This is a genomic window from Streptomyces sp. NPDC037288, assembly GCF_055603265.1.
This window is the reverse complement of the sequence record NZ_JBVJVY010000066.1, coordinates 1-23,449: the sequence shown is the minus strand read 5'-3', so window position 1 is coordinate 23,449 and position 23,449 is coordinate 1. Positions and strand designations below refer to the sequence as shown.

Here is a 23,449-nt window from a genome sequence, read left to right as displayed (position 1 = left end):
CCCGCACCCTCTACGACGAGGCCACCGCGTGGTCACACCACGCAACCCTCGCCGGAGCCGCTTGACATCCCTACGCCATGGGATGTCTGACCTGCCCGTTCCTACGGTGTGGCGACACGCAAACGTCCCCGTCGAACGCCAGGAAGTGGTGCCGATGTCGTCGCGAGCAAGCGCTCCGCCAGCCCCGTCCAGCCTCCCCCGCATCGTCGCCGCCAGCCTCATCGGCACCACCATTCTTCTGCTCGAACAGCTCAGCCGCCTGCATCCGTGCCGACTCCCGGCGCCGCCGTCCCGCAGCGGTCAGCCCGCCCCCATCCGCATACCTCACACGCGCAGGGATACAGCCGCCGGACCGGGCCCATCAGCGACTTCGCGAAGATTCACCCCGACGAGCCGAAGTCAGTAGCGAACCGCGTAAGCGGGTGAGGGGCCGCTGGGCCTGCCCCACCCGCTTCGTGTGTCGCAGCGGCTCGGCGAAGCTGCGGTCATCAGCCCCGGATGGGCCATTCACCAAACGGTACGGGTGGCTGTCCACCTGCGTCACGGACGGCCTCGTCTGTCCCGCAGGGTGTGCAGATGAAGACGTCGCGGTCAGTGGTGAGCCGCGAACGCGCTGGAGGTTCGCCGAGGGCCCCGGCACAGCGCGGGCAGCGGGAGGACTCGGCGGTCATGTCAGTCCTCGGGGTGTTCTCGGGCGGACTTGAGGATCAGATTCCAGGTGGGGCGGGAGTAGGTCTTCTCCGTCTGGGTCTGGAGCCCGGGGATTAGTTCCGCGTTCGTCGCGGTCGGATTCTCAGCGAGGACTCGGCGTGCGAGGGCAAGTCGTTCGTCGCCCTGGTAGGGGTAGGCCAGTCCGCGGTGGCCCGTGGGCCGTCCGCCAGCGTGACCGCGGCCCTTCCGATCGGCGAGGTATTGCCACAGCCGCCAGCGCTTCCACTTAGGACGCCGCCAGGTCGGAAGCTCGTCCCAGTCGTCCGGTTCTGGCCACCCCTCCGGCGGGTTCTTGACGTAGTGGGAGACGGTGGTGGAGTCGGCGAACCCGCAGATCTTCGCGGCTTCGGCGGGGCCGACCATCTCTTCGGGGTCGCCGTCGAGCTTCGGCGGGTTGGTGGTGCTGGCTGCGGTGCGCTGCCGCTGAAGCTCGTGGTGCCACGCCGCCCATACGTCGCCGTCCCAGTGCATGACGCCGTCGATGGTCTCCGCGACGGGTGGGTGCCCCGTTGTTCTCCCGGTCGGTCCACAAGTTCTGAAGCGTCGGCTCGCTGATGCCGTGAACCTTGCGCAGGTCCGCGCGTGAGTAGAGCGTGCGGCTGGTCTTGCGGGGCACGGTCGCCTCCTGTGCCGGCTAAGGGTGGCTATCGGCGGCGGCCCAGTCGGCGCGGCCGGGGTGGTTGGCGGGGCCACGCGCCTTCGTGAGCCTGGACACGGGTGAAGCGCTCCCTACGTTGTTCTTGTGCCGCCTTATTCGGTTCCGGCGGTGCATGGCAAGCAGCGGTCAAGCAGCGTCCCTGGGCCATGCGTGCGTGACCAGAAGAGGAGTGCCTGGGCAGGTACATATACGCTCGCCCCGAATGGCCGCTGGACGGATGCTGCTCCCGGGGGCCACACGTGCGGCTCTCAGTGCGCAGCGTTACGTCGGACGGTACGACACATGGCGAGTGGTCACCGTCGAGTTGATCGTCGGGCACAACGGCTGAGGGCCCACTAGTACACCAGGGGTCTTCCATGACGGCTGACCAGTATTCTTGGACTTATGAAACACTTGTGTTCAGTTCCCGCATGGGCTACTTCGACCGGCGGCACTTCCAGCACTGGCACTGTGTACTGGACTGGATCGATTCCGAGATAGGTGACAGCGGCAACGGTGTCTTCGACCGGGCTGTAGTGATCCGGCTGTGCACGGATCATCGGGGATTGGTCCACAGTGAGGGCCGTGTCAGGCTTCGGGCGGAGGACTTTTCCGGGTCAATTGGCCTCATGCAGGCGCGTCCGGAGATGCCGGCGGAGTGAACAGACTGTTGTCCAACTCGTTTGAGGGGCTTCGGGTTCAGCCTGTGTGCGCCTGGGCCAGGGGGCGGGCCACACCGGGGCTGGGCACCGAGGCGCTGGCTCCGCTCGCATAGTGGTGCGGAAGGCGATGGATGACTGTCCGGTGCACTCTCGGCGACGCGACGTACGCCTTCGCCATGGAATATCCAGGCCGCGGCATCGCGAGGCACGGCCGTCCAACGAGCGGTAACAGGGCTGCGCATGTTGTGGGCGCCGTGGTTCACAGGTCGACGGAGTCGTCAAGGATGCCTTGGCGGACCACGTAGAGCGTGAGGGCGCGGACGTGCATGGCGCCGATACCGCGAGGCCGAGCACCATCCAAGGATGTGGTTGGTGATGGCGAAGGCACCGATCACCCCGTCGAGGGGGAACGACCCTGCCAGGGCCTCCAAGTACAGGAACAGGAAGAACGAGGCCTTGTCGGCGAGGGCGACCGCCGGGCCGACCTGCCCTCGGCCTTGACCTTCTCCTCCTCGTGTAGTGAGCTGCCCGAGTTTCGCAGAGTCCGGCGGCCTGCCCCGAGTTACACGGAGGTTTTGCATGCAGTTCGTACTCCACTGGGCTGAGCATGCCCAGAGCGGAGTGCCTGCGCTGTCGGTTGTGGAAGATCTCCAGGTACTCGAAGAGCGCGGTGGACAGCTCCAGCCGGGTGCGCCACCGCTTCCCACCTCGGCGATCTTCCGGCCGGAGGCGACCAGATCGAGGACACGGCGGCGGAACTCGGGCTGATAGCTGCGAGGCATGACGGGCCCTCCGAAGGCCGACATAGTCAATTCTCTAGCAACTAGATCGCATTGAACCTGGGGGCATACCAAAACCAGGGTCAGCTCAGTAGCGCCCCCTTGTCTATCGCGTCCCCGGCCTCGCGCCGTGGGCTGACGTGAGCCGGTATCCGATTTTCGTCGCGCACGTGGCATGCAGACCGGATAGCCGGAGTTTGAGATTCAGTCGATACACCAGTTGGGTGAGCGCGCGATCCGAGACGGAAACGCCCCCGAAGCCGAGGCCGGCTCTCAGCTCCCTGCGGGTCACGATACGGTCCGCACGCTGCAACATGGCAAGCAGAAGCCGTTCGCTTTCCGACAGGCGCTCGGGGAACTCCGGTCCGAGGCCGCCGCGCACACTCCGGAACTTCTGCGTGCGCAGATACGCTGCCCCGGTATTCGCGTCCTGACGCCATCTGGCGCCGAGGCGGGTGAGCAGTTCGACGGGGTGGGCCTGGCGGCGCAGTACGTCGTGGGCGTCCGCCTGGAAGCATGCCGCCGCGTCGAGCTGGTCTTCGACGAGGACGATGACCGAGCCGAGGCGGTGCAGCCGCCGGACATAGCTGACGGCCTGCCCGGTGTCCAAGACCAGTGGCAGATCCAGCACCGCGAAAGGGGTGTGGGCCTCGCGGAGTATCCGATACATGGTGTGGGATCCCCACAAAACAGTTGATGTTCGCTGCTCCTTGGCCTGCAGGCGCTGGAGCATCTGGGTGGAGCGGGCGGGGTCGGGAGTGATCACCGATAGAAGCGTGGGAAGCGCGCTGCGCACTGCGGTGGGTCGACGGGTCATCACGGGTCATGAATTCAGGGCTGTCGACCAGGTTGGCATCAGGGCTGCGGGCTCGACGCCCCTGGCATTGGGTGGCCGGGGTCTGCAGAAAGCTGTCCGGTTGACACCGTCCGGGTGCGGCGTCGGTGTAGGCCGTCTTGTCGGCGCCCGGCGGATCGGGGGGACCTGCGTACAGAATCCTCGGAGGCGGCCGTGTGTGCGGCCGTGCCTTGCGAGCCGGAGGATGCGACGCCGTCCAGTGGTGATGAGCTGGGCGGCGGTGGACGGCTGTCCCTGGGGCAACGCCGCTGGGACTGACAGCGCGCCGGATTCGGTGGGGGCCGGCTGGCCGGGTGTCGCGCACGGTTCCTGGCCGAGGCGGCGATCGATTTCGCGCGTCGTTGCACCAGGCGTATTGGCGACGGCAATGGGGTGCCGCCTTGGGCGGGGGCTCATGGCAGGTTCCGTGGGGGCCGCTGCGGCGGGATTCCGGCCTGGTCGGGGAGGATCTCCCCACCGTCGTCGAAGAAGAGCACCACCCCGTTGCCCAGCCGGAACGATCCCTGACTGGGGTTGGAGGCCACGAGGCGGGCGACGTCGTCCGAAGCGTCCCACGCGGGACATGGCGGGGTGTGGGAAACGCATCTTCGTGCCTTCGCTCTCATGCGTGCTGTGTCATGCATCAATGAGATACCGAGGTCTCCGGAGAGGGGACGGGGAAAGTACGTATCCCGCTACCTGCGTTTTCCCCCGCCGTCCCGCAAGGCTCCTTCCCTCCGGTGGCGATCCCCGCGGCGCGTGACGGACGACGACGGGCCGTAGGCCGGGGTGCGAACGCCGGGACACTCGCCGCGCACCATGGGCGCGGCCTGCCCGGTGTGGCGGGTGGTGGTCATGCCGCCCGGGGTGTGGGGATGCGCCGTAACCCCGGTCGCTTTCTTAGCGGGATGTTAGATCTGGCGGCCCGGCCTTGTCCCGGCATGGCGGCAGCCGCATGCTCTGGGCACGTCACTCACCCCCTCCTACCAGGGGACTTCTCTTCAGGAGCCGCCATGTCACGGTCCGTCGGTACACGGGGAACATCACCGGACGGCGAGCGCGCGAAGCGCCGCCTCGCCCTGGTCGGTGGATCGCTCGGCAACCTCGTCGAGTGGTACGACTGGTTCGTCTACGCCACCTTCGCGATCTACTTCGCGGACTCGTTCTTTCCCGGTGAAAACCCAACCGCCCAGTTGATGAACACGGCGGGGATCTTCGCGGTCGGCTTCCTGATGCGGCCGGTCGGGGGATGGATCCTCGGGCGTGCCGCGGACCGGCACGGACGCAAGAGCGCGCTCACCCTCACCGTCGCCATGATGTCGGTGGCCGCCCTGCTGATGGCCGTCGCCCCGACCTACCGCCGGGCCGGCTATGCCGGCGCGGTGGTTCTGCTGCTGGCGCGGCTCCTGCAGGGGATGAGCATCGGAGGGGAGTACGCCGCGAGCGCCACCTATCTGACCGAGGCGTCGGCCCGCGGTCGCCGGGGGCTGGGGTCGTCGATGCAGTACGTGTCGATGACCTGCGGCCAACTGCTCGGACTGGGCATCCTCATCACCCTGCAGCACACGCTCAGCAGGGCCGAGTTGGCGAGCTGGGGCTGGCGGATCCCGTTCGTGCTGGGAGCGCTCTTCGCCGTGGTGGTCTTCTGGCTGCGCCGCCGTCTTCAGGAGACCGAGGCGTTCACCGAAGTGTCCGCCGGCATCCGCGACGTCGGCAACCGCGGCACACTCAAGGCACTGTGGCAACACCGCCGTCAGGCGTTCCTGGTCATGGCGCTCACGCTCGGCGGTACGGTGGCCTACTACACGTACACCACCTATCTGACCAAGTACCTGATCGGCAGCGCGGGCATGGCGAAGACCACTGCCACGCTGGTCAGCTTCGTCTCGTTGACGATCTTCGCTGTGCTGCAGCCCTTCGCCGGGGCGCTGTCGGACCGGATCGGCCGCCGTCCGCTGCTGATCACCTTCGCGGTCGGTTGTACGGTCGGCACCTACCCGATCATGACGGCCCTGCGGCAGGCGTCGTCGTTCTGGCCGGCGCTGGGGCTGTCGTTGCTCGCCCTGGTGATCGTCACCGGCTACACCTCGATCAACGCGGCGGTGAAGGCGGAACTGTTCCCGACCCGGGTCCGCGCCCTGGGTGTGGCACTGCCCTACGCGATCGCCAACGCCCTCTTCGGCGGTACGGCGGAGTACGTGGCGCTGTGGTTCAAGAACGCGGGCCACGAGACGACGTTCTTCTGGTACGTGTCGGGGTGCGCGCTGGTCTCCCTGGTCACGTACGTGCTGATGCCGGACACGCGCGACGCCGCGCTCAGCCGGGCCGACGACGGCCACGGCCCGGTGGTGGTGAAGGACCCGGCCGCGGAGGCGGGCGTCCCCCTGGGGAGCACGCGCTGATCTTCCGGGGCTGCGGCGCGGCGACGGCCGTGCCGTAGCCTGCGGGCGGGCGGCCTCTTCCGCGCATGGCGCCCGATGGGATATGCCAGGAGGCGCTGTCCCAGGTGACAGGGGTTGATCCGCATGCACGCACTACTGGTCGAGGACGACGACCGCATGGCTCACGCCCTCGGCACCGCCCTCGCCCGGCGCGGGCACACCGTCCGCAGGGTCGGCCGCGCCTCGGACGCCCTGCAGCACGCTCGCGAAGCGGAGTTCGTGCTGCTCGACCTGGGCCTGCCGGACCTGGACGGGCTGGAACTGCTGCGTCGGCTGCGCACCGTGTGCGCCGCGCCCCTCATCGTGGTGACCGCGCGCTGCGAGGAGCGGGACATCGTGCAGGGCCTGCGCGCGGGCGCCGACGACTACGTGGTCAAGCCCTTCCGGATGACCGAGCTGATGGCCCGCGTCGACGCCGTACGCCGCCGAACGGACCCAGCAACCGGCGAGAGGGCCACGGGCGAGCCGGTCCGTGCCGGTGACGTCGACATCGACCCGGCGGCCCGCACCGTCACCGTGGCGGGGACGCAGATCCGGTTGACCCGCCGGGAGTTCGATGTCCTGGCATACCTGGCCGCCCGGCCGGGCGAGGTGCACTCGCGTGAGGAGATACTGGACCGCATCTGGGGCGATGTGTTCCTGGCCGCCTCCCGCTCCCTGGACGTCCACGTCGCCGGCATCCGCGCCAAAACCGGCAGGTCGGGCCTGATCCGTACGGTCCGCGGGTTCGGCTACCAGCTCGGCACCGCGGGCCAGGAGGACCACCGGTGAGGCGCAGGCTGCTGGCCGTGCTGATCGCGCTCATGGGAGTCGTGGTGGTCCTGCTCTCCCTTCCGCTGGCCGACGCCTCCGCACGGGGCCGGACCGAGCACCTGCTGCTCCAGCGGCGGGCCGAAGCCGTACGCTTCGCCGATCTCGCCGACCGGGTGCGCACCCGGACCGACCGCGGCGAGCTCTCCGCCGAGATCGGCCGGTACGCCGCCCTGTACGGGGCCGGGGTGCTGGTCGTGGACGCCACGGGACGCACGGTCGCGCGGGCCGGAACGGGAGCGGCGGCGAGGGCCGCTGCCGGGGCGGTGGACGTCCGGAGCCAGGCGCTGACCGGCCGCCCGACGGCGGGGTTGCCGACGATCTGGCCATGGGGTCCCTCCACCGTGGTCCTTGCCGAGCCCGTGGGCCAGGACGAACGGGTGGGTGGAGCAGTGATACTCGGCGTCCCCACCAGTGCCGCGCGACGGGACGTGGCCGTCCGCTCGTCGCTCATCGCGGCGGGCGCGCTGGCCGCTTTCACCACGGCGGCCCTGGTCGCGGCAGGGATCACCCGGTGGCTGATGCGCCCGGTGCGCGACCTGGACACAGCTGTGGAAGAGCTCGCTGCCGGCAGTCTGACGTCGCGGGCCGTCTCCGAGACCGGGCCGCCGGAGCTACGCCGCCTGCGGCAGCACTTCAACAGCATGGCGGAGGCGGTGGCCGACGCCATCGGCCGTCAACGTGACTTCGTCGCCGACGCCTCGCACCAACTGCGCAACCCTCTGGCCACCCTCGTGCTGCAGTTGGAGAACCTCGAACCCCACCTGCACCCGGGCCCGGGCCGAGCCGAGTTCTCCCGCGCCGTGGAGGAGGTCGAACGCCTGGAGGAACTACTCGACGGTCTGCTCGCGCTGGCCCGGGTGGAGTCCGGCACTGCCCAGTTGACCGACCAGGACGTGACGGCGGCCGTACGCGAGCGCGTGTCGGCATGGGACTCCGTCTTCCGCAACACCGGTATCGACCTGACGGCCGACATCCACGACGGGCTGCGGGCGCGGGCCCTGCCCGACGCGGTGGGCCGCGTCCTGGACGCCCTGCTCGACAACGCCACCAAGTTCGTACCGCCCGGCGGCCGTGTCGAGGTGCACGCGGGGCTCCGGGACCACGCAGTCGTCGTACGTGTCACCGACGACGGCCCCGGAGTGCCCGAAGAGCAGGTGCCCACACTGCTGCGGCGCTTCGTCCGCGGCGCCCAGCACCAGAACACCCCCGGCAGCGGGCTCGGACTGGCCATCGCCGACGAGATCGCACGCATCAGCGGCGGTCGGCTCGACGCCGGCCACCACACACCACGCGGCCTCGCCGTTCAGCTGCTGCTGCCGGACGGCAGGAGAACCGGTGACCAGTGACCACCTGCCCGCCGCCTCTAGCCGCGGTCAGCCGTACGCGGACCGGTAGTAGGCGACCGCGCCCGGGTGGAGCGGCACCCCTCCGGTGTAGATGGCGAAGCGCGGTTCCAGCCGCGCCCCCGCCGTCACCTCCCGCAGCAGGTCGCGCCACCGGTCGAACACCACCTGGAGCAGCTCGCGCACCGCACGCTCGGGCACATCGGCCCGCGCCAGCAGGTAGTTGCCGACACCGACGGTGCCCACGGGTTCGCCCAGCCCGTACGCCCCAGCCGGAAGCGTGACCGCCGAATACACCGAGCCGTAACGCTCCCGCAGCGCTTCCACGAGGCCGCCCAGCGGCAGTATCCGCAACGGCACGGTCCGCGCCAGCTCCGACAACGCGGGCGTCGGCACGCCTCCGGACCAGACCAACGCGTCGACCGTGCCGTTGCGCAGGGCTTCCACCGACGCGGCGAGGCCGAGCCGCAGCTCGCGCACCGCCCTGTCACCGGTCAGCCCGGCCGTCTGCAGCAACCGCCCCGCCAGGACCTGCACCCCCGAGCCCGGCGCCCCCGTGGCGACAGGTCGCCCGGCGAGCGCCTGCACCGTCCTGACCGGGCCGTGCGCCGGGACGACGAGGTGTGTGTAGTTCACATAGACCCGGGCCAGCGCCGTGAGCAGAACCGGCCGGGCGAACTCCCCCCGGCCGTGCACCGCGTCCTCGGCCACATCCGCCATCGCCAATGCCAGCCCCGCCGAACCGTGGTCGAGCCGGCGCAGGTTGTCCACGCTCGCCGAGGTGCCGATGGGATCGACCCGGAGCCGGTGACCGTCCGTGTTGACGGCCTCGGACAGCGCCTGCCCGAAGGCGTGGTACGGCCCGCCCTGCGGCCCGGTTGCGAACCGTAGCCGAGACATCGGACCGGACTGCGCCGAACATCCGGCCAGGACGGACACCAACCCGCCGAGGCCCCCTCCCAGCAGCACCCGGCGCCCGAGACCTTGGGCGGAGGCCTGCGGGAGCGGCCGCACGGGCTCGCTCGGCGCCGGTGCGACGGGCACCGGTATCCAGCCCGCCTCGCGGCTCCCTGGAGCTGGCGCGTCTGCGCTGGTCACGGCGGGAGTGTAACCGCAGGTCCCACGCCGCGGCCATGAGCTGGGCCGGGCCCGCACCGGCACCAGCCCGGTGGCGACGGCGGACGAGGGCTGCGCTGAACCTCCTACACGACCTCGTCAGGTGCCGTCTTCAACTTCAGTAACACACCCTCAAACAATGCTTAAGAGAGCCATAAGCCTACTCGACTGCGGCAACTTACCGAGGGTTACGTCGAACGGCATGAGTAGCATGCTGATCACTGGAGCCCACGAACAAGCCATGTTGGCCGAATGCCGGCCCGCGCGACGACTCATAGAAGACTGGCCCTCTTCACGCGTCCTCTCGGTAAACCTCGAGGAAAGGCGTCATATGACTCACGTCGGAGTTCCTGCCGTACGCGGGGGGCTTTGCCCGCCTGACGCGCGCTGGGCAGCCATAGAACGAACTGGGTGAAATAACGGCATGCGCAAGGAAGCGACGAGATTTCTTGTCGGCACAGAACAGCCGGACTTCAAGCCGTCCGCCGTGGCCGTCGCGGACGCCCTGGCCAGCCTGCCCTCCGTGCACCGCGAGGCCATCGTCGAGTCCTATCTGGCTGGACGCACGACCCGGCAGGCTGCGGCAGTGCTCGCTCTTCCCCACGACACGGTGAAGTCGCGGGTGTACTGCGGACTGCAGGAACTCAGAGGAATACTGCGGGAGCAGGGGTGGCTCCGGTGATGCGCCCAAGGCGCTCTGCATAGGCGTCAACAAGAAACCGGCCGGGCGGCCGCACGCGAGGCAGCCGCAAAACCCGCGTTCGCCCATTGCGCCCGAGTCGGCTGCTGCCATGGCGCCAGAGTCGAAAGCCTGCCAAAGGAAAAGTGCAGTGCACCGATCACCATTTGCGTACGATCTCGGCCAGGAGCCGGTCGCGGGCTTCGTCCGGCCAGTACTCCGGTCCGAGGTGGAAGACGTACCGCAGGCCAGACTCTTCGATGAGTACTGGGCCACAGCCAAGGCCAAGAGTGGTCCGACGATTCCGGAAAGGCCGGTGGGACGTCCCGGGCCGAGACATCGGCGCAGGCAGCACCGCCGCACCCTCAGGGCCGGGTGGACCCGCTCGGACCTGCTGCTCTCGGGCGTGGTCAGTGCCGGACTGCTGCTGGCAACGGTGTTGACGACGATGCTGTGCCCTGGCGATACGGACCCCCGTGAGTCCTCGGGCGGTATGCCGGTGGTGGACCAGACCGGCAGGGCAGTCCCGCCGGCTTCACCAGCCGCTCCGGACGAACCGGTGATGCCGACGACCGGACACGTGTCGGATTCCCCCGGTGTGGGCAGACAGACCCGTCCATCCACCTCCGCGCCACCCCGCAGACCCGCCTCGGCACACCACAGTGGGTCCTCCTCCCGATGCCTGCGCACCCTCAGCCCAGGCGACGCCGGCCCTGACGTAAAGCGCCTCCAACAGCTGCTCTACGGACAGGGTTTCACGTACGTCTCGCCTACCGGGGTCTTTGACCACGCAACCCTCCGCGGCGTCACCCAGTACCAGGACAACCGCAGCCTCACCGGCGATCCCGTGGGCGTGTTCGGCCCTGTGACCTGCGCCTCCCTTGCGGACCGCTGACGTTCAAGGAACACGCAGAGCCGTATACCGCTGCACGAGGGCAGGACTGGTCATCGGTACCGCACCAGCTCAGCGGAGCCAGGGCTTTGCCCGCCGCGGCCTGCCCCACATCCCCGGGGCCAACGCCCGCATCACCGAGCTGACCGGGGTGGCCTGCGGTGAGCGCATGCGAGGCGGTCCTCGCCGCAGGCACGGTCCGTCATGGACTCCGCCGACGCCGCCAGCGGACTGGTGGCACTGCGCAACCAGCCGGGCGTGGAGGTTCTGGATGCCGCTGCCGCGCTCCAGCGAGCTCGGTATGCCGACGGCCGCAGTCCGTCCGACGTGCGCACTAACCGGGACATCGCCGTCGAGCTGGAGCTGGACCCGAAGACGGTGGCCGCCGCCTACACCTCCCCGGCACCGCGCGCACCGATCTCATGCAGCCGCACCGGCTGATCGCCTTCCCGGCCAACCCGCGCGCCGACGCGAGTTGGCTGTTGCGTAATGACCGTCGGGGGGTGGGCGTGACCGGCGGCCGTGATCTCAGAGCCCTGCTCAGCACGAACCACAGCGCCTTGGTTCAAGCGAGGCGGCCATCGTGCGCCACGCATCCGGCACGAGGCCACCTGCCGGCCTCCGAACCCCTCAGACCGCGGCTACTGGCGCTGACCGCCCTTGCCAACCACCTACCGTGTCGCCGCCGTCCAGGCCGAGCCGGTCTGGCTCGACGCCCACGCCACCGTCGAGAAGAACGTCGGCCTGATCGAGGACGCCGCAGCCGAGGACTTCGCACTCATCGCCTTCCCCGAGACATGGATTCCGGGCCACCCCATCTTCCTCTGGCTCTCCGCGGTGGCCGGCCAGATGCCGTACGGCGCCCGGTACCACGCCAACCCCATGGCGTGGACGGCAAGCACCTAACCGCCATCCGGCAGGCCGCCCGCCGTACCGGCGCGACTGTGGCACTCGGCTACAGCGAGAAGGAGCACGGCAGCCTCTACATCGCCCAGACCCTCATCGGCCCCGACGCCGCGGCGGTCCTGTACCGCCGAAAGCTCAAGCCGACCCACGTCGAAGCACCCTCTTCGGCGAAGGCGCGACCGCCCGCGCCGGCATCTTCGACTTCATCGAGACCTTCAACAGACGCCGCCTGCGCAAACAAGTCCACTGGGGCTACTCACACCCCATGAGACACGCCTGCGCCACCAACAGGATCAGGCCCTCACGGCGTAACGACGACGTGCCCAAGATCACGGGGAATCTTCAGGCGGCCACTGGCCCGGTACCCGGCGAACACGTACCCGGGCAGGTAGTTTCCCCGCCCCAAGGACTCGGCCTTCAGGTCCATACTCCTCCCCGGCGGCGGCTCACCAGAGCACGCCGAAACGCCTGAGGAGGAGGTGAACCGTGCGTCCACCCTGACCACCGCGGAGGATCCGGTGACCCGTCCCTCTCGTGGCCACCAAATGCCAGGCCCGATTCCGGCGGTGTCCGGACACCGCGCCTTCAGCTCCCTGCCGGTCATAGCCAGCCGATCCCGAGTCCGCCTCAGGCACTGGCGCAGTGCCGGCGCCGTGAACCCGAAAAGCAGCTCGCGCCCGGGCAGGCCGTCAAGACCCGCGCGCCGGCCCTGCCTTCCGGCGCGGCCGGGCGATGCTTCGATCCGGGCGGCACCAGTCCCGCGGTCGGACACCGCCGTGCTCCTCGCTCCGTGACCATGGGAGACACCCCGTCCCGCACCGGATCGAGAGCGCCGAACTCGCAGCTTGCCCGGGCGAGTCGTCAAACGATCAGGACCACACGAGCAACGCGGCAAGGGCCAGACGTTGCTTGGCGAACCGGACCTGGCCGCGACGCCACCGCTGGCCTAAGGACTGGGATCAGAATGAGGTGTGCTCGCCGCTCGGGAATGACGGGGTGTCAGTTGGCGTGGTAACTCGCGAGACAGGGGGTGGGGGCGGCCGAGACGCATGGTGGGAGCAAGCCGTGGCTGGTCGAGGACGGTCTGTGGGAGCGGATCGGACCGCTGCTTCCAGTGGTCGAGCGGCGCTTCCGGTATCCGGGGCGCCGGCGGATCGATGATCGTCGGGTGCTGTGCGGGATCTTGTTCGTGCTGTACACCGGCATCCCGTGGCGGTATCTACCGCAAGAGCTCGGTTTCGGCTCGGGGATGACCTGCTGGCGGCGGCTCCGGGACTGGAACGAGGCCGGGGTCTGGCAGCGTCTGCACGAGTTGCTGCTCGCCGAACTGCGGGCGGCCGGGATGCTGGAATTCTCCCGGGCTGCCGTCGACTCTTCGCACGTGCGCGCGATGAAGGGCGGGCCGGCCACCGGACGTTCCCCGGTGGACCGCGGCAGGATCGGCAGCAAGCACCACGTGATTGTCGAGGCACACGGCATTCCTCTGGCGGTGACTCTGACCGGGGGAAACCGCAACGACGTCACAGAGCTGATCCCACTGATTCAGGCCGTTCCGCCGATCCGTGGCAGGAGCGGCCAACCGCTGCGCCGCCCGAAGCGTGTCTATGCCGACCGTGGCTACGACCACGACGTCTATCGTGACCGGGTCCGCAGGTTGGAGATCACCCCGGTCATCGCCCGGCGCGGCACCGAACACGGTTCCGGCCTCGGGGTCTACCGCTGGGTCGTGGAGGGTGCGATCGCGCTGCTGCACTGGTTCCGGCGCCTGCGCATTCGCTGGGAGATCCGCGACGACATCCACCAAGCCTTCGTCACCTTGGGCTGCGCCGTCATCTGCTGGCGCCGGCTGAAGACCTCGTTCCACTTCTAAGGCTGGGCATCGTTGTCGCCGCCGAAGTCGGGTACGTCGGCGGACAGCAGGTGTTCGGTGCCATGTTCGAGGGCTTTGGCCGTCTCGGTGGAGCGGGGGAGCATGGTCTTCTCGTAGGCGCGGATGGCGTCGTCGACCGTGGCTGCGTTCGCGAGGGCGAGGGCGAGTTCGCTGGCGTCAAGCATGGCGAGGTTGACGCCGACGCCGAGCGGGGGCATGAGGTGGGCGGCGTCGCCGAGCAGGGTCACCGTCGGGTTGTGATCCCAGGTGTGCGGGACGGGGAGGGCGAGGATCGGGCGGTGGATGTAGGGGCCGTCGTTTTCGGTGATCAGCTGCCGCATGCGGGGCGACCAGTGGGAGTACTCGTCGCGTAGCACGGCGCGAATGCCATCGGTGTCCTCGGCGGTCAGCCCCTTGGCGCTAATCCAGTCAACCGGAACGCGTTGGATGATGTAGACGCGAATGTGGTTTCCGCTGTTGCGCTGGGCGAACAGGCTGCGTTCGCCATCAGCTGCGTGGGCGCTGCCCGAGCCGACCAGCTCGGCGATCCCGGGGTGTCGGTTGTCGACGTCGGAGAACCGTGCTTCCAGGAAGCTGATCCCGGTGTACTCGGGGACGGCGGAGGACACGGCCGGACGTACCCGGGAGAAGGCGCCGTCGGCGCCGATGACCAGATCGGTCTCGATGCTCGTGCCGTCGGCGAAGTGCAATTGCCGCGGCCCATCGGCGGGTCCGCTGATCGTGTCGAGGGAGCGGCCCCAGCGCACAGTTCCCGTCTCCAGGGAGTCGAGCAGCAGGTTGCGCAGCTGGCCGCGGTCGATTTCCGGCTTGAAAAGTTCGTCGGCCGCCGGGACTTGGTGGGACGTGATCGCGCCGGTCGGGTCCATCTGGCGCATTTCCTGCCCTTCGGGACGGGCGAGGGCGAAGAACTCGTCGAGCAGGCCGGCTTCGCGCAGGGCGACCTGGCCGTTGTCCGCGTGCAGGTCGAGGGTGCCGCCCTGGTTGCGAAAGTCGCGGCCCGGGTCGCGGTCGTAGACGGTGACCGCGATGCCGCGCTGCTGGAGGATGCGTGCGCAGGTCAGTCCGCCGGGTCCGGCGCCGATGATGCTGATGCCGGCGTTGGCGGGTTCTGGGGACTTCATGGTTGTGCCTTTCGGTCGGCGAAGAGGAGTCATCGGGCGAACAGGGCGGGGCGGCGGCACTCAGAGGTTGCCTCGGTCATGGAGGTGCCTTGCGCGTCCCTTGATGGATGGGACGGCAACCGGTGGTGCGGTGCAGACGATGACCGTGCCGGCAAGGAAGTGCCGCTCAGCTGCTCACAACCTCATAAAATCAGAACAAGCAAAAAAGTGCAACGACTCTACTTAGAGAATGGTTCGACTGTCGGATAGTCTCTAGCCATGACCGTGCCCCCCGTCAGTCGCCGAGACCGCAAGAAGGCAGCCACCCGGCAGGCAATCGCCGACGCCGCACTGCAGCTCTTTCTGGAGCATGGCTACGATCAAGTAGGCATCCGTGACATCGCCGACGCCGCAGACGTGTCGACCGCTACGGTGTTCAAGCACTTCAGCGGTAAGGAAGCGCTGGTATTCGACCAGGACCAGGACCGTGAGTCAGAACTGATCGCCGCGGTGCGGGAGCGACCCTGCGGTCAGAGCATCCTCGACGCCCTCCGACAGCACGTCCTCGACACCTGGCCCTCGATCGAGGCACATCCTCAGGCGGCCGCGTTCACCAACCTGGTGGAGTCCACGCCGGTGCTGCGTGCGTACGCCGAACGCATGTGGACCCGGTACACCGACAGCCTCAGCGCAGCCATCGCCGACGAGGTCGGCGTGGACCACGACGACCTCGCCTGTATGGCTCTTGCTCGATTCGTACTCGACATCCCGGCCCTTACTCGCGGTCGGCAAGACCGCCGAGCCGCCGTCGAGGCAATCTTCGACATCCTCACACGCGGCTGGGAACCGCCCAGTAAGCCGCCTGCCCCGTAGCCCCCACCATGCGTTTCGGCCGCAGCCACCCCTCAGACGGCAATGGGAACTATCGTCCCCCGGTCACATCAACGCCGCAGCCTCGCCTGCCACCCAGGTCTGCCAGATATGACGGGTGTTCGGCACGTCAGGGCGGTCAAGGAGCCAGAGCACATACCCGGCGTGGCACCGGGCCCACGGACTGTCCGAATCGGCTGCCCGATCGAGCCTGCCCCGTAGGTCAGCGCTGTCGACAGCCCGGGCCACCCGCACGTATTCGCGATCCTTGCAGCGATACGCCCGGTGGGCACGCCACCGTCCACTGTCCGCACTGCCCGCACACGTCCGAGGCGTGGGCATCGCCATCGCGTCGCCCCTCGTCCAGACCGTCGAGAAGCACATGCCCTCGGCGGCCGCCGAGAACGGCTGGAAGCCGCTCCGAGTTTCGTCTCAGCACGGCTCGCGTCGTCCGCACCAGTTCCTCCGCTCGGGCAGTCTGCTCCCGCGCGAGGCCCGTCTGCCGGCGGAGCGGGTCTACGCGCTTCTTGGTGCTCCTGGCCCCCTTGTCGGACATCCTCTCCTTGCGCACTCAGCTGCTGAGCTGAGCCGACTGGGCCAGGGTGTTGTCGAGCCAGTCGAAGGTGACCTGGTGGAAGCGGGACATGGCGCCCATGTGACAGTGCTCGCCCGCGCCTTCGGCCTCACGGAGAGTGATCAGGGTGTGCGAGCAGGTCAGGGCGGCCTGGACCCGCTGGGGCTGGCCGCGGAAGAACTGATCGCTTTCGGCGTCCAGGATGAGGGTGGGGCAGTCGATGAGCTGGGCGACGCCGTCGAGGGTGTAGTCGGCGGTCCGACGGATGTAGTCCGCGACCGAGGCGGCACCGAACGCCCACACGCCGTTGCGCAGGGCCCAGTGGAGCTGGGTGTTGCCCTTCATGAGCAGGCCCGCGACAGGATTGGCGAGGTCGTCCCGTCCGGTCTCGACCCACTCCTGCAGGAACGGCGGCATGGACTGGGTGTGCGCGTCGTAGTAGTCGTAGAGGCCGTCGTCCAGGACCAGGGCGGCCAGGCGGTGTTCGTGGGCGGCGGCTCGGGCGGTGAGGTAGCCACCGAGGCTGTAGCCCAGCAGGACGAGCTGGTCGGGAGCGATCTCGGCGCGGGTCAGCGCGTAGTCCACCACCGGGGTGACCACGGCTTCCCAGTCCGGGCGGAAGACCAGTCCCTGCTCGCGCAGCGCCGACCCCTGGCCGGGCCCGTCGTAAGCCAGCACGTTGTAGCCGCGGCGCAGCGCGGCCGCGGCGACGGCGAAGTAGGCCTCCTCCAAGGTGGAGTCGAAGCCGCTGGTGAAGATGACGGTGGGGCGCGGAGCGCCCGAGTCGTCGACGAGGAAGAGGTAGCCGGGCAGGTCGGTGTCCCCGTAGGGGATGCGCACGGCCTCGACAGGGGTGTCCATCAGGGCCGCGGCGGCCGCGAAGGTCTCGCGGGAGAGTGCGGAGAGAAGCTCGACCTCGGGGTCGTTGGCGGGATCGTCGCGACGGTAGAACTCAGCGGTGCGGTAGTAGTTCGAGGCGCGCAGCAGGGCCTCGCGGGCGCTGACCCGGTGACCGCCCGCCTGGGCGCGGGTGCCGATGGCGTGGACACGCTGCGCGGTGCTCTTCCACTCGCGCAGCCAGGCCTCTTCGTCGCCCTCGCCGATGTTGCGGACGGTGGACACGACCTCGCCCAGGTCGGCGCCGCCGTAGTTGGCGAACCCGGCCGCGCGCAGCGCCTCGAAGGAGAACGACTGGTCCGTGAAAAGGAATCGCATGGCACTCCCGAAACCGCCTGTCGAGACGGATCCGTTCCGTCTCGCCCCTCACGGACACTAACCCTCGCATAGTCGAGACGCAAGCGTTCCGTCTGGTGATAGGTTCGGAGCATGTCCACCTCCCGTGCGCCTCAGGCCCCCGCCCCCGCCTCCCAGCGCCGCCCGCCCGGAGGGCCCGTGCTTCAGGACTCGGTGACCGAGGCGATCTCGGCCGCTTTCTTCGAGGAACTGGCGTCGGTCGGCTACGCCCGGCTCTCCCTGGAAGCAGTCGCCAGGCGGGCGGGAGCGGGCAAGGCCGCCATCTACCGCCGCTGGTCGTCCAAACTGGAGATGACCGTGGCCTTGGTCTCCGCTGTCGCGGTGGACGCACCCGAGGTCGCCGACAGCGGCACCCTGCGCGGCGACGTGATCGCTCTCCTCGCCGAGATCGCCGGCGCGCTGGGCCACCGGCTCCCCTCGAAGATCATTCCCGACCTGCTTGCGGAGAGCAGCCGCAATCCCGAGCTGGAGCAGGCACTTTTCACCGCCGTCCGCGATGCCCGGCGCAGCAAGACCACGCGTTTGCTGGAACGGGCGATCGAGCGCGGCGAACTCCCCGCGGACCTGGACTGTGAACTCGCGCTCGACCTTCTCGCAGGTCCGCTCTACTGGCGTCTGGCCGTCGTCCGCACCCCGACTGCTCCTGACTACCTCGACCGCCTGGCCGACAAACTCCTCGCTGCCTTCGTCGCCTGAAGAGCCCGCTCCGCGGGTGCCGGCATCGCGCGGTGCGGGCAGAGGGAATCCGGCCCTCAGGGCTCCAGGGCTTCAGCGCGGGCCCCGTCCGGCCACGGGCCGGCGACCACACGCGCTCAGGCGACGACACGACAGACGACAGCTCACGCACCGCCCTCTCGTGCGCGCGTTGTCGGCGACGCCGATCGACCGCCCGCCATCGAACACACTCACGGTCCGTCGGGGCGGTGGCAGAGGGCTGGGCCAGTCGTGCGGCCGCGCCAGGTCACCGGCCGGGCCGGGCGAGGACTCCTGTCACCAGTCGACGCGTGTACGCGGCGTCGAGTCCGCCCGGGCGGAAGAGGATCCGGTACATCAGGGGGGCGACGACCCGGTCGATGACCGTCTCGACGTCGAGTGTCCGCTCCCCGCGCTCGGTCGCGCGGGCAAGGACAAGTTCGATCTGCTCGGCGGCATAGGCCGAGCACCGGCCGGCGTTGCCGCCGTCCGGGTCGCCGAGCAGGGCGTCACGGATGTAGGCCCGGCCGGTGGGAGAGGACATCTCGTCGAGGAACTGCTCGGCCCAGGCCGTCAGGTCGGACGACAGGGCCCCGTGGTCCTCCGGTGCGGTGTCGGGTCGCAGACGCTCCACCGCGACGTCCGAAAGCAACTCCTGGAGGGTGCCCCAGCGGCGGTAGATGGTCGACGGGGTGACTCCTGCGCGCTCGGCGACCAGGGGTACCGTCAGCGCGTCGCGGCCCACCTCCGACAGGAGTTCGCGTACGGCGGTGTGCACCGACGCCTGCACGCGGGCGCTGCGGCCGCCGGGGCGCACCATCTGCTTACGGCTCATGAAGCCATCTTAAAGCTCAGTCCTTGCGTTTAGAGGGGCGGCGTCCACCCTGGGCACCGCCGAACAGCGCGGGGAAACCGCCCGTGAAGTCCGGCTCGCGCGGCCGCGGCGGCGGAGTGGGCGTGTTCGGCGGTGGCCGCGGCCCGCGCGTTCGGCGGTGTGAGTGCGGCGGAGGGTACGGGCGTCCTCCCTCTCGGTCGAGGCGGGAGCGGCAGGGCACCCGAAGAACTAAAGGCTAACAGTTTGCTTTAGTCCGCCACAGGTTCTACGGTGGCTTAACGCAAAACGATTGCGTTAGCTGGAGGAGTCCCGTGCACGGCCTCAACCCCCGACGCCCCACGACCGACCCCTCCGAACGCCTCGATCCCGGGTGCGGCGGCGGGTGTTGAGCGCAGACGAGTTCCAGGCGTCCTGGCGGCGAAGGAGCGCTGTTGCCGAGGTCGGGGAAAGGGGGCGCTGCAGGTCGGCCTTGGTTGCGAACTGCCGCACCCGTCCGGCCGGTGTCGGCCCGACCGGACGAGGCACCCCTGGTTCCGGCTCGACACGCCCCCAGGTCAGTGGGAACCGGGCCTGTCCGGTGGCTATCTCTGTGGTCACAGCAACGAACGGAAGTTAGTCATGTCCACACCGAAGCATTCCTCGCCTTCTTTCACCGGCCGGGGCAAAGAACTGCGCCTGCTCCGTGAAGCCCTCAACCACAGCATGGCCAACGGGGCGACCGTGTACACGATCACCGGTGAGCTCGGCATCGGGCGCAGCGCCTTACTGCGAGAGTTCCGGACGTTTGCGCGCGGGCGAGGGTCTCTCGTCATCCGCATGGACCACGCACATCAACCAGACCGTTGCGAGGACGGAGACGAAAACCTCGCGACGCTTCCCGCAAGCAGTGCCGAAGCGTCACCGACCCCGGCGGACAGGCAGCTGTGCACCGCAGCCGAGGTCGCGCTCCATGCGGCCGACAGACGCGCGCCCGTGGTGGTCACCGTCGACGATGCCTGCCGGGCGCCGGCTGCCGCATTGAGCCAACTGCGCCGCACGCTGGACGAATGTTCTCACTTACCGGTCGTCGTGGTCCTCTCCACTCGGCAGGGCGAAGCGCCCAGGGCACCCCGGGAGTTGGCGCAGCTGAGCCACGGCGCTCACCAGCTGGTATTGGAAGGCCTGTCCACACAGGAGACCGCCGACCTGGCACGCTCCCGGCTCCGGCACAGCGTCCGGCCCGAACTCGCTGCCGCTCTCCACCGGCTCAGCGCCGGGAATCCGTTCATGCTCAGGGAACTGCTGGACTGGGTCCGGCAGCAAGAGCGACGGGGCTGCTCCACGGACCTGACCGCACTCGAGGCGGCGGTGCTGGCGCCGGTCGCCGAGGCCGTGACCGGGCGGCTGAACATGACCGATCCCGCTCTCGGACCGCTCGCCGCCCTGATCGCCGTCGTGGGGCAGAACGGCCAGGACGCCATCCGGCTCGTTGCCCACCTCAGCGAGATGCCGCTCGAACAGACCCTGCTCGCTGCCGATCTCCTCGTCGGCAGAGGACTGATCGCCGACGACGCCACGCTTCGCCTGCGGCATCCACTCCTGCGCACCGCACTCGCCGACAGAATGACAGTCATGGCGCGAAGCGCGACGCACCTCAAAGCCGCCGGATACCTCCACGAGATCGGTGCTCCGCCCAACCTCACCGCTGACCACCTCATCGCCTCCGGTGCCCCGCTGGACAGTTCCTGGTCGGCCGGAGTGCTCCTGCGGGCCGGCCATGCGTGCGCAGCCGCCCACGACCACGAGGCCGCGCAGCGCTTCCTCACCCAAGCGCTGCGAGTGGCCACTGGCCCGGACCATCGGGAGGCGCTCCTGCTCCTCGCAGAAGTGCGGCTGCGTACCGACTGGGCCGACGGCATCCAGGCGATCGTGGAGATGCTTGCCCTGGCCGATGACGACAGCGCCCGCGCACAACTGTTGCACCGGCTGGGATGGGCTCTCTACGCCGTCCCCGACCCGGAGGAATCCGAACGAGTACTGTCGGCGACAGCCATCGCCCTCGCCGGCACCGAACTGGCTCGCTGGCCCGAACTCCACCGGGTCACCACCACCCTCTTCGACGAGCCCCCCGCCGTCACCGCACAACGCCTGGCCCAGGTCCTGCCGGCCCTTCCCGCATCAGGCCTTCCGCCCGCCATGTCCTCGCCCGCACTGCACACAGCCGTCAACGCCCTACGAGCCCTCTGCCAGGACCTCGACACCACCGCCCCCCGATCTGCACTGAAAGAGGCATATCAGGCCCTCGACCAGCATGCCGGGAATCGACCGGTGCACCCACTGGCCGTACCGGCGGCTCTCGCCGTCCTGCTGCACAACGGACAAATCGAAGAAGCCGCCGAACACCTGCACCGACACTCCCCACCGGGGGGCGGCTCCTTTCCGCCCAAGGATCCGCTGCTGCAGCTGGTGGCCGTCCACATCGCACTGGAACGCGGCCGGCTGACCACGGCCCGGGAAGAACTGGGAGCCTGCCTGCACGGCCTGTCTGCGTACTGCGGGGACTCCTCCCCCCGCGTACCCTTCCTGGCCCCGGTCGTCGGACTACTCGCCGACGTACTGGTCAGCCTGGGCGACTACGACCAGGCCTGGGCGCTGCTACGTCGGCACCACTGGGCCCGGAAAGGAGCTCACGGCTGGCACGGCCCCGTCCTCCTGGCCCGAGCCAGGCTTCGAGCCGCCTCCGGTGACCTGCCCGCAGCTGCACGGGACCTCACCGAACTGGTCGGGCACTGCGACAGTCTCGGCATACGCCCCACAGCCACCGTCTCCTGGCGGCGGAACGCGGTCGTCCTGATGCAAAGGACCGGTCTGCTGGAGCAGGCCCGCCAGGCAGCCGACCTTCAGATACTGGCCGTCGAGACATCCCTCGACCTGGCACGGGCGCTGCGCGCCCTTGCCGCCGTATCGGACGAGGCGCGCGGCGAGGGCCTGCTGCGCGAGGCGGTGGGCCTGCTGGAGAGGGACGGCAACGAGTTGGACCTGGCTTGCGTCAAGGCCGACTTGGGGGCACTGCTGACCCGGCTGGGCCGGCAGCCCGAAGCGGCAGCCGAACTGACACAGGCGGTGGGGCTGGCCTCCCGGTGCGGTGCGCAGCCGATGGCCGAGCATGCCAAGATGCTGCTAGCGGCGGGCTACGAGAGCGATCGAGAGCGCTCCTCGCTGCGTGGGTTGTTCGACCTGACCGCCAGGGAACGGCAGATCCTCCTGGAGGCGGCACAGGGTTCGACCAACCGGCAGATCGCCTCTGTCCACGGCATCACCCGCCGTACGGTCGAGTTGCATCTGTCGAGCGCCTACCGGAAGCTCGGCATCACCGGCCGCCGCGACTTCCAGGAGATCTTCCGCACCCCGGGTGCCTTGGTGCTGCTGGGTTCCACCGACCGCGCGCGTATCGGAACCGTCTGATCGGGCTTTCGGCCGGTCGCCCGCGTTCCTTCGGCTCCCCACCGAGATGTGCGCGGATCACCCCGTGCGCCATGGTGGGAATTCCGCAGCCGAGGCGTCGCTCTTCTCGGCGTTCAAGCCCACGACCGGAGGTTTCTGATGGAGCACGACGAAAACAGCAGCGCCGATCCGTTCACCGCGGTGGTGGTTCTGTCGGGAGGCCTGGACTCCACCACCCTCATGGCGCACTATGCCGCGCTCGGCTACAACCTCATCGCCGTCACGGTCGACTACGGGCAGCGGCACCGCAAAGAGATCGACTCCGCGCGCGCGGTCGCCGCGCACTACGGAGCGCAGCACCACATCGTCGATCTCAGCGGCTTCGGCTCCGTGCTCGGCGGGTCGGCCCTGACGGACGACAGTGTCAGTGTCCCCGACGGCCACTACGCCGAGCAGTCGATGCGGGCGACCGTGGTGCCCAACCGGAACGCCGTCCTGGCCAACGTGGCGGTGTCGGTGGCCGTCGCCAACCGGGCCGCCACGGTGGCCCTGGGCATGCACGCGGGCGACCACTTCATCTACCCCGACTGCCGTCCGGCGTTTCTGCAGACGCTCAACGCGCTGGTGAAGGTGGCCAACGAGGGCTTCTGCACACCCGCCGTGGAGGCGCCGTTCATCACCTGGTCCAAGGCCGACATCGCGGCGCACGGGACGCGGTTGGGTGCCCCGCTGGAGCTGAGCTGGTCCTGCTACAAGGGGAGCGAGAGGCACTGCGGGACGTGCGGCACGTGCTACGAGCGCCGTGAGGCGTTCCAGGAGGCCGGGCTGCCGGACCCGACCGACTACGTCGACGCCGTGACACAGTTCGCCGCCCCGTGACACGACGGTGGGGGGGGGGGAGGGGGGGGGGGGGGGGGGGGGGGGGGGAGGCGGGGGGGGGGGGGGGGCGGGTACCGTCGCCGCGAGGAGGCACATGGGCGAAGGGGCGAGGGGCA

Annotated in this window: 21 protein-coding genes and 4 pseudogenes; 15 read left to right on the top strand and 10 right to left on the bottom strand. The window is 69.2% G+C overall.

The window, feature by feature from the left end:
• Window positions 1–672: 672 nt before the first annotated feature.
• A complete protein-coding gene (locus tag ACZ7GZ_RS38765; protein WP_471031937.1) occupies window positions 673–1,182 on the bottom strand; it encodes a hypothetical protein in 510 nt (169 codons plus the stop codon).
• Between the two features lie 543 nt (window positions 1,183–1,725).
• Here ACZ7GZ_RS38765 and ACZ7GZ_RS38760 point away from each other — a divergent pair.
• A complete protein-coding gene (locus tag ACZ7GZ_RS38760; protein ID WP_471031942.1) occupies window positions 1,726–2,010 on the top strand; it encodes a hypothetical protein in 285 nt (94 codons plus the stop codon).
• A gap of 245 nt (window positions 2,011–2,255) precedes the next feature.
• Here ACZ7GZ_RS38760 and ACZ7GZ_RS38755 read toward each other — a convergent pair.
• The 4 genes and pseudogenes from ACZ7GZ_RS38755 to ACZ7GZ_RS38740 form a co-directional block, all read right to left on the bottom strand.
• Window positions 2,256–2,486: pseudogene (locus tag ACZ7GZ_RS38755) on the bottom strand (DUF475 domain-containing protein); the annotation flags it as partial.
• A 121-nt stretch (window positions 2,487–2,607) separates the two neighbouring features.
• Window positions 2,608–2,823: pseudogene (locus tag ACZ7GZ_RS38750) on the bottom strand (hypothetical protein); the annotation flags it as partial.
• A 72-nt stretch (window positions 2,824–2,895) separates the two neighbouring features.
• The gene (locus ACZ7GZ_RS38745) at window positions 2,896–3,555 is read right to left on the bottom strand and encodes a hypothetical protein (protein ID WP_471031934.1); all 660 of its coding nucleotides are present in this window, start codon (window positions 3,553–3,555) and stop codon (window positions 2,896–2,898) included.
• A gap of 482 nt (window positions 3,556–4,037) precedes the next feature.
• A complete protein-coding gene (locus tag ACZ7GZ_RS38740; RefSeq protein WP_471031933.1) occupies window positions 4,038–4,250 on the bottom strand; it encodes a DUF5999 family protein in 213 nt (70 codons plus the stop codon).
• 387 nt (window positions 4,251–4,637) lie between these two features.
• Between ACZ7GZ_RS38740 and ACZ7GZ_RS38735 the strand changes: the two genes are divergently transcribed.
• The 3 genes from ACZ7GZ_RS38735 to ACZ7GZ_RS38725 all read left to right on the top strand — a co-directional run bounded on the left by ACZ7GZ_RS38735 (window position 4,638) and on the right by ACZ7GZ_RS38725 (window position 8,224).
• A complete protein-coding gene (locus ACZ7GZ_RS38735; RefSeq protein ID WP_471031931.1) occupies window positions 4,638–6,026 on the top strand; it encodes an MFS transporter in 1,389 nt (462 codons plus the stop codon).
• 123 nt (window positions 6,027–6,149) lie between these two features.
• The gene (locus ACZ7GZ_RS38730) at window positions 6,150–6,836 is read left to right on the top strand and encodes a response regulator transcription factor (RefSeq protein WP_471031929.1); all 687 of its coding nucleotides are present in this window, start codon (window positions 6,150–6,152) and stop codon (window positions 6,834–6,836) included.
• Window positions 6,833–8,224: a sensor histidine kinase gene (locus tag ACZ7GZ_RS38725; protein ID WP_471031926.1), complete on the top strand. Its 1,392-nt coding sequence runs from the start codon at window positions 6,833–6,835 to the stop codon at window positions 8,222–8,224. Before ACZ7GZ_RS38730 ends, ACZ7GZ_RS38725 begins: the two co-directional genes overlap by 4 nt.
• Before the next feature lie 27 nt (window positions 8,225–8,251).
• Here the strand turns inward: ACZ7GZ_RS38725 and ACZ7GZ_RS38720 are convergent, their stop codons facing one another.
• The gene (locus ACZ7GZ_RS38720) at window positions 8,252–9,319 is read right to left on the bottom strand and encodes a TAXI family TRAP transporter solute-binding subunit (protein WP_471031925.1); all 1,068 of its coding nucleotides are present in this window, start codon (window positions 9,317–9,319) and stop codon (window positions 8,252–8,254) included.
• A 442-nt stretch (window positions 9,320–9,761) separates the two neighbouring features.
• Here ACZ7GZ_RS38720 and ACZ7GZ_RS38715 point away from each other — a divergent pair, with 442 nt between their 5' ends.
• The 6 genes from ACZ7GZ_RS38715 (at window position 9,762) to ACZ7GZ_RS38690 (ending at window position 13,684) form a co-directional block, all read left to right on the top strand.
• Window positions 9,762–10,019, top strand: a complete 258-nt coding sequence (locus ACZ7GZ_RS38715) for a sigma factor-like helix-turn-helix DNA-binding protein (RefSeq protein WP_471031923.1) — start codon at window positions 9,762–9,764, stop codon at window positions 10,017–10,019.
• 109 nt (window positions 10,020–10,128) lie between these two features.
• Entirely contained in the window at window positions 10,129–10,911 is a 783-nt protein-coding gene (locus ACZ7GZ_RS38710) for a peptidoglycan-binding domain-containing protein (protein WP_471031921.1), read from the top strand.
• Between the two features lie 201 nt (window positions 10,912–11,112).
• Window positions 11,113–11,349 (top strand): hypothetical protein, encoded by a 237-nt coding sequence (locus ACZ7GZ_RS38705; protein ID WP_471031919.1) that lies wholly within the window; start codon window positions 11,113–11,115, stop codon window positions 11,347–11,349.
• 219 nt (window positions 11,350–11,568) lie between these two features.
• The gene (locus tag ACZ7GZ_RS38700) at window positions 11,569–11,814 is read left to right on the top strand and encodes a nitrilase-related carbon-nitrogen hydrolase (protein ID WP_471031918.1); all 246 of its coding nucleotides are present in this window, start codon (window positions 11,569–11,571) and stop codon (window positions 11,812–11,814) included.
• Window positions 11,706–12,083, top strand: coding sequence for a nitrilase-related carbon-nitrogen hydrolase (locus ACZ7GZ_RS38695; RefSeq protein WP_471031916.1), 378 nt, complete (start codon window positions 11,706–11,708; stop codon window positions 12,081–12,083). Before ACZ7GZ_RS38700 ends, ACZ7GZ_RS38695 begins: the two co-directional genes overlap by 109 nt.
• 800 nt (window positions 12,084–12,883) lie before the next feature.
• Window positions 12,884–13,684 (top strand): IS5 family transposase, encoded by an 801-nt coding sequence (locus ACZ7GZ_RS38690; protein ID WP_471031941.1) that lies wholly within the window; start codon window positions 12,884–12,886, stop codon window positions 13,682–13,684.
• Here the strand turns inward: ACZ7GZ_RS38690 and ACZ7GZ_RS38685 are convergent.
• Complete coding sequence (locus ACZ7GZ_RS38685; protein ID WP_471031913.1) at window positions 13,681–14,826, bottom strand: FAD-dependent oxidoreductase; 1,146 nt, start codon at window positions 14,824–14,826, stop codon at window positions 13,681–13,683. The genes ACZ7GZ_RS38690 and ACZ7GZ_RS38685 overlap by 4 nt on opposite strands.
• A 258-nt stretch (window positions 14,827–15,084) precedes the next feature.
• Between ACZ7GZ_RS38685 and ACZ7GZ_RS38680 the strand changes: the two genes are divergently transcribed.
• Window positions 15,085–15,678: a TetR/AcrR family transcriptional regulator gene (locus ACZ7GZ_RS38680; protein WP_471031911.1), complete on the top strand. Its 594-nt coding sequence runs from the start codon at window positions 15,085–15,087 to the stop codon at window positions 15,676–15,678.
• 445 nt (window positions 15,679–16,123) lie between these two features.
• On the opposite strand, the pseudogene ACZ7GZ_RS38675 reads toward ACZ7GZ_RS38680, so the two are convergent.
• Window positions 16,124–16,246, bottom strand: a pseudogene (locus ACZ7GZ_RS38675) (lipoate--protein ligase family protein); the annotation flags it as partial.
• Window positions 16,247–17,464 (bottom strand): alpha/beta hydrolase family protein, encoded by a 1,218-nt coding sequence (locus tag ACZ7GZ_RS38670; RefSeq protein WP_471031909.1) that lies wholly within the window; start codon window positions 17,462–17,464, stop codon window positions 16,247–16,249. It lies immediately after the preceding pseudogene.
• A gap of 111 nt (window positions 17,465–17,575) precedes the next feature.
• On the opposite strand from ACZ7GZ_RS38670, the gene ACZ7GZ_RS38665 reads away from it, so the two are divergent.
• Window positions 17,576–18,199 carry a TetR-like C-terminal domain-containing protein gene (locus ACZ7GZ_RS38665; protein WP_471031907.1) on the top strand — a complete coding sequence of 208 codons (624 nt, stop codon included), beginning with the start codon at window positions 17,576–17,578 and terminating at the stop codon, window positions 18,197–18,199.
• Window positions 18,200–18,464: 265 nt separating this feature from the next.
• Here the strand turns inward: ACZ7GZ_RS38665 and ACZ7GZ_RS38660 are convergent, their stop codons facing one another.
• Window positions 18,465–19,031, bottom strand: coding sequence for a TetR/AcrR family transcriptional regulator (locus ACZ7GZ_RS38660; RefSeq protein ID WP_471031905.1), 567 nt, complete (start codon window positions 19,029–19,031; stop codon window positions 18,465–18,467).
• 618 nt (window positions 19,032–19,649) lie between these two features.
• Between ACZ7GZ_RS38660 and ACZ7GZ_RS38655 the strand changes: the two are divergent.
• The 3 genes and pseudogenes from ACZ7GZ_RS38655 to queC all read left to right on the top strand — a co-directional run.
• Window positions 19,650–20,093, top strand: a pseudogene (locus tag ACZ7GZ_RS38655) (ATP-binding protein); the annotation flags it as partial.
• A 54-nt stretch (window positions 20,094–20,147) separates the two neighbouring features.
• Window positions 20,148–22,475: a LuxR C-terminal-related transcriptional regulator gene (locus ACZ7GZ_RS38650; RefSeq protein WP_471031939.1), complete on the top strand. Its 2,328-nt coding sequence runs from the start codon at window positions 20,148–20,150 to the stop codon at window positions 22,473–22,475.
• Window positions 22,476–22,613: 138 nt separating this feature from the next.
• The gene (queC, locus tag ACZ7GZ_RS38645; RefSeq protein WP_471031903.1) at window positions 22,614–23,333 is read left to right on the top strand and encodes a 7-cyano-7-deazaguanine synthase QueC; all 720 of its coding nucleotides are present in this window, start codon (window positions 22,614–22,616) and stop codon (window positions 23,331–23,333) included.
• Window positions 23,334–23,449 lie beyond the last annotated feature (116 nt).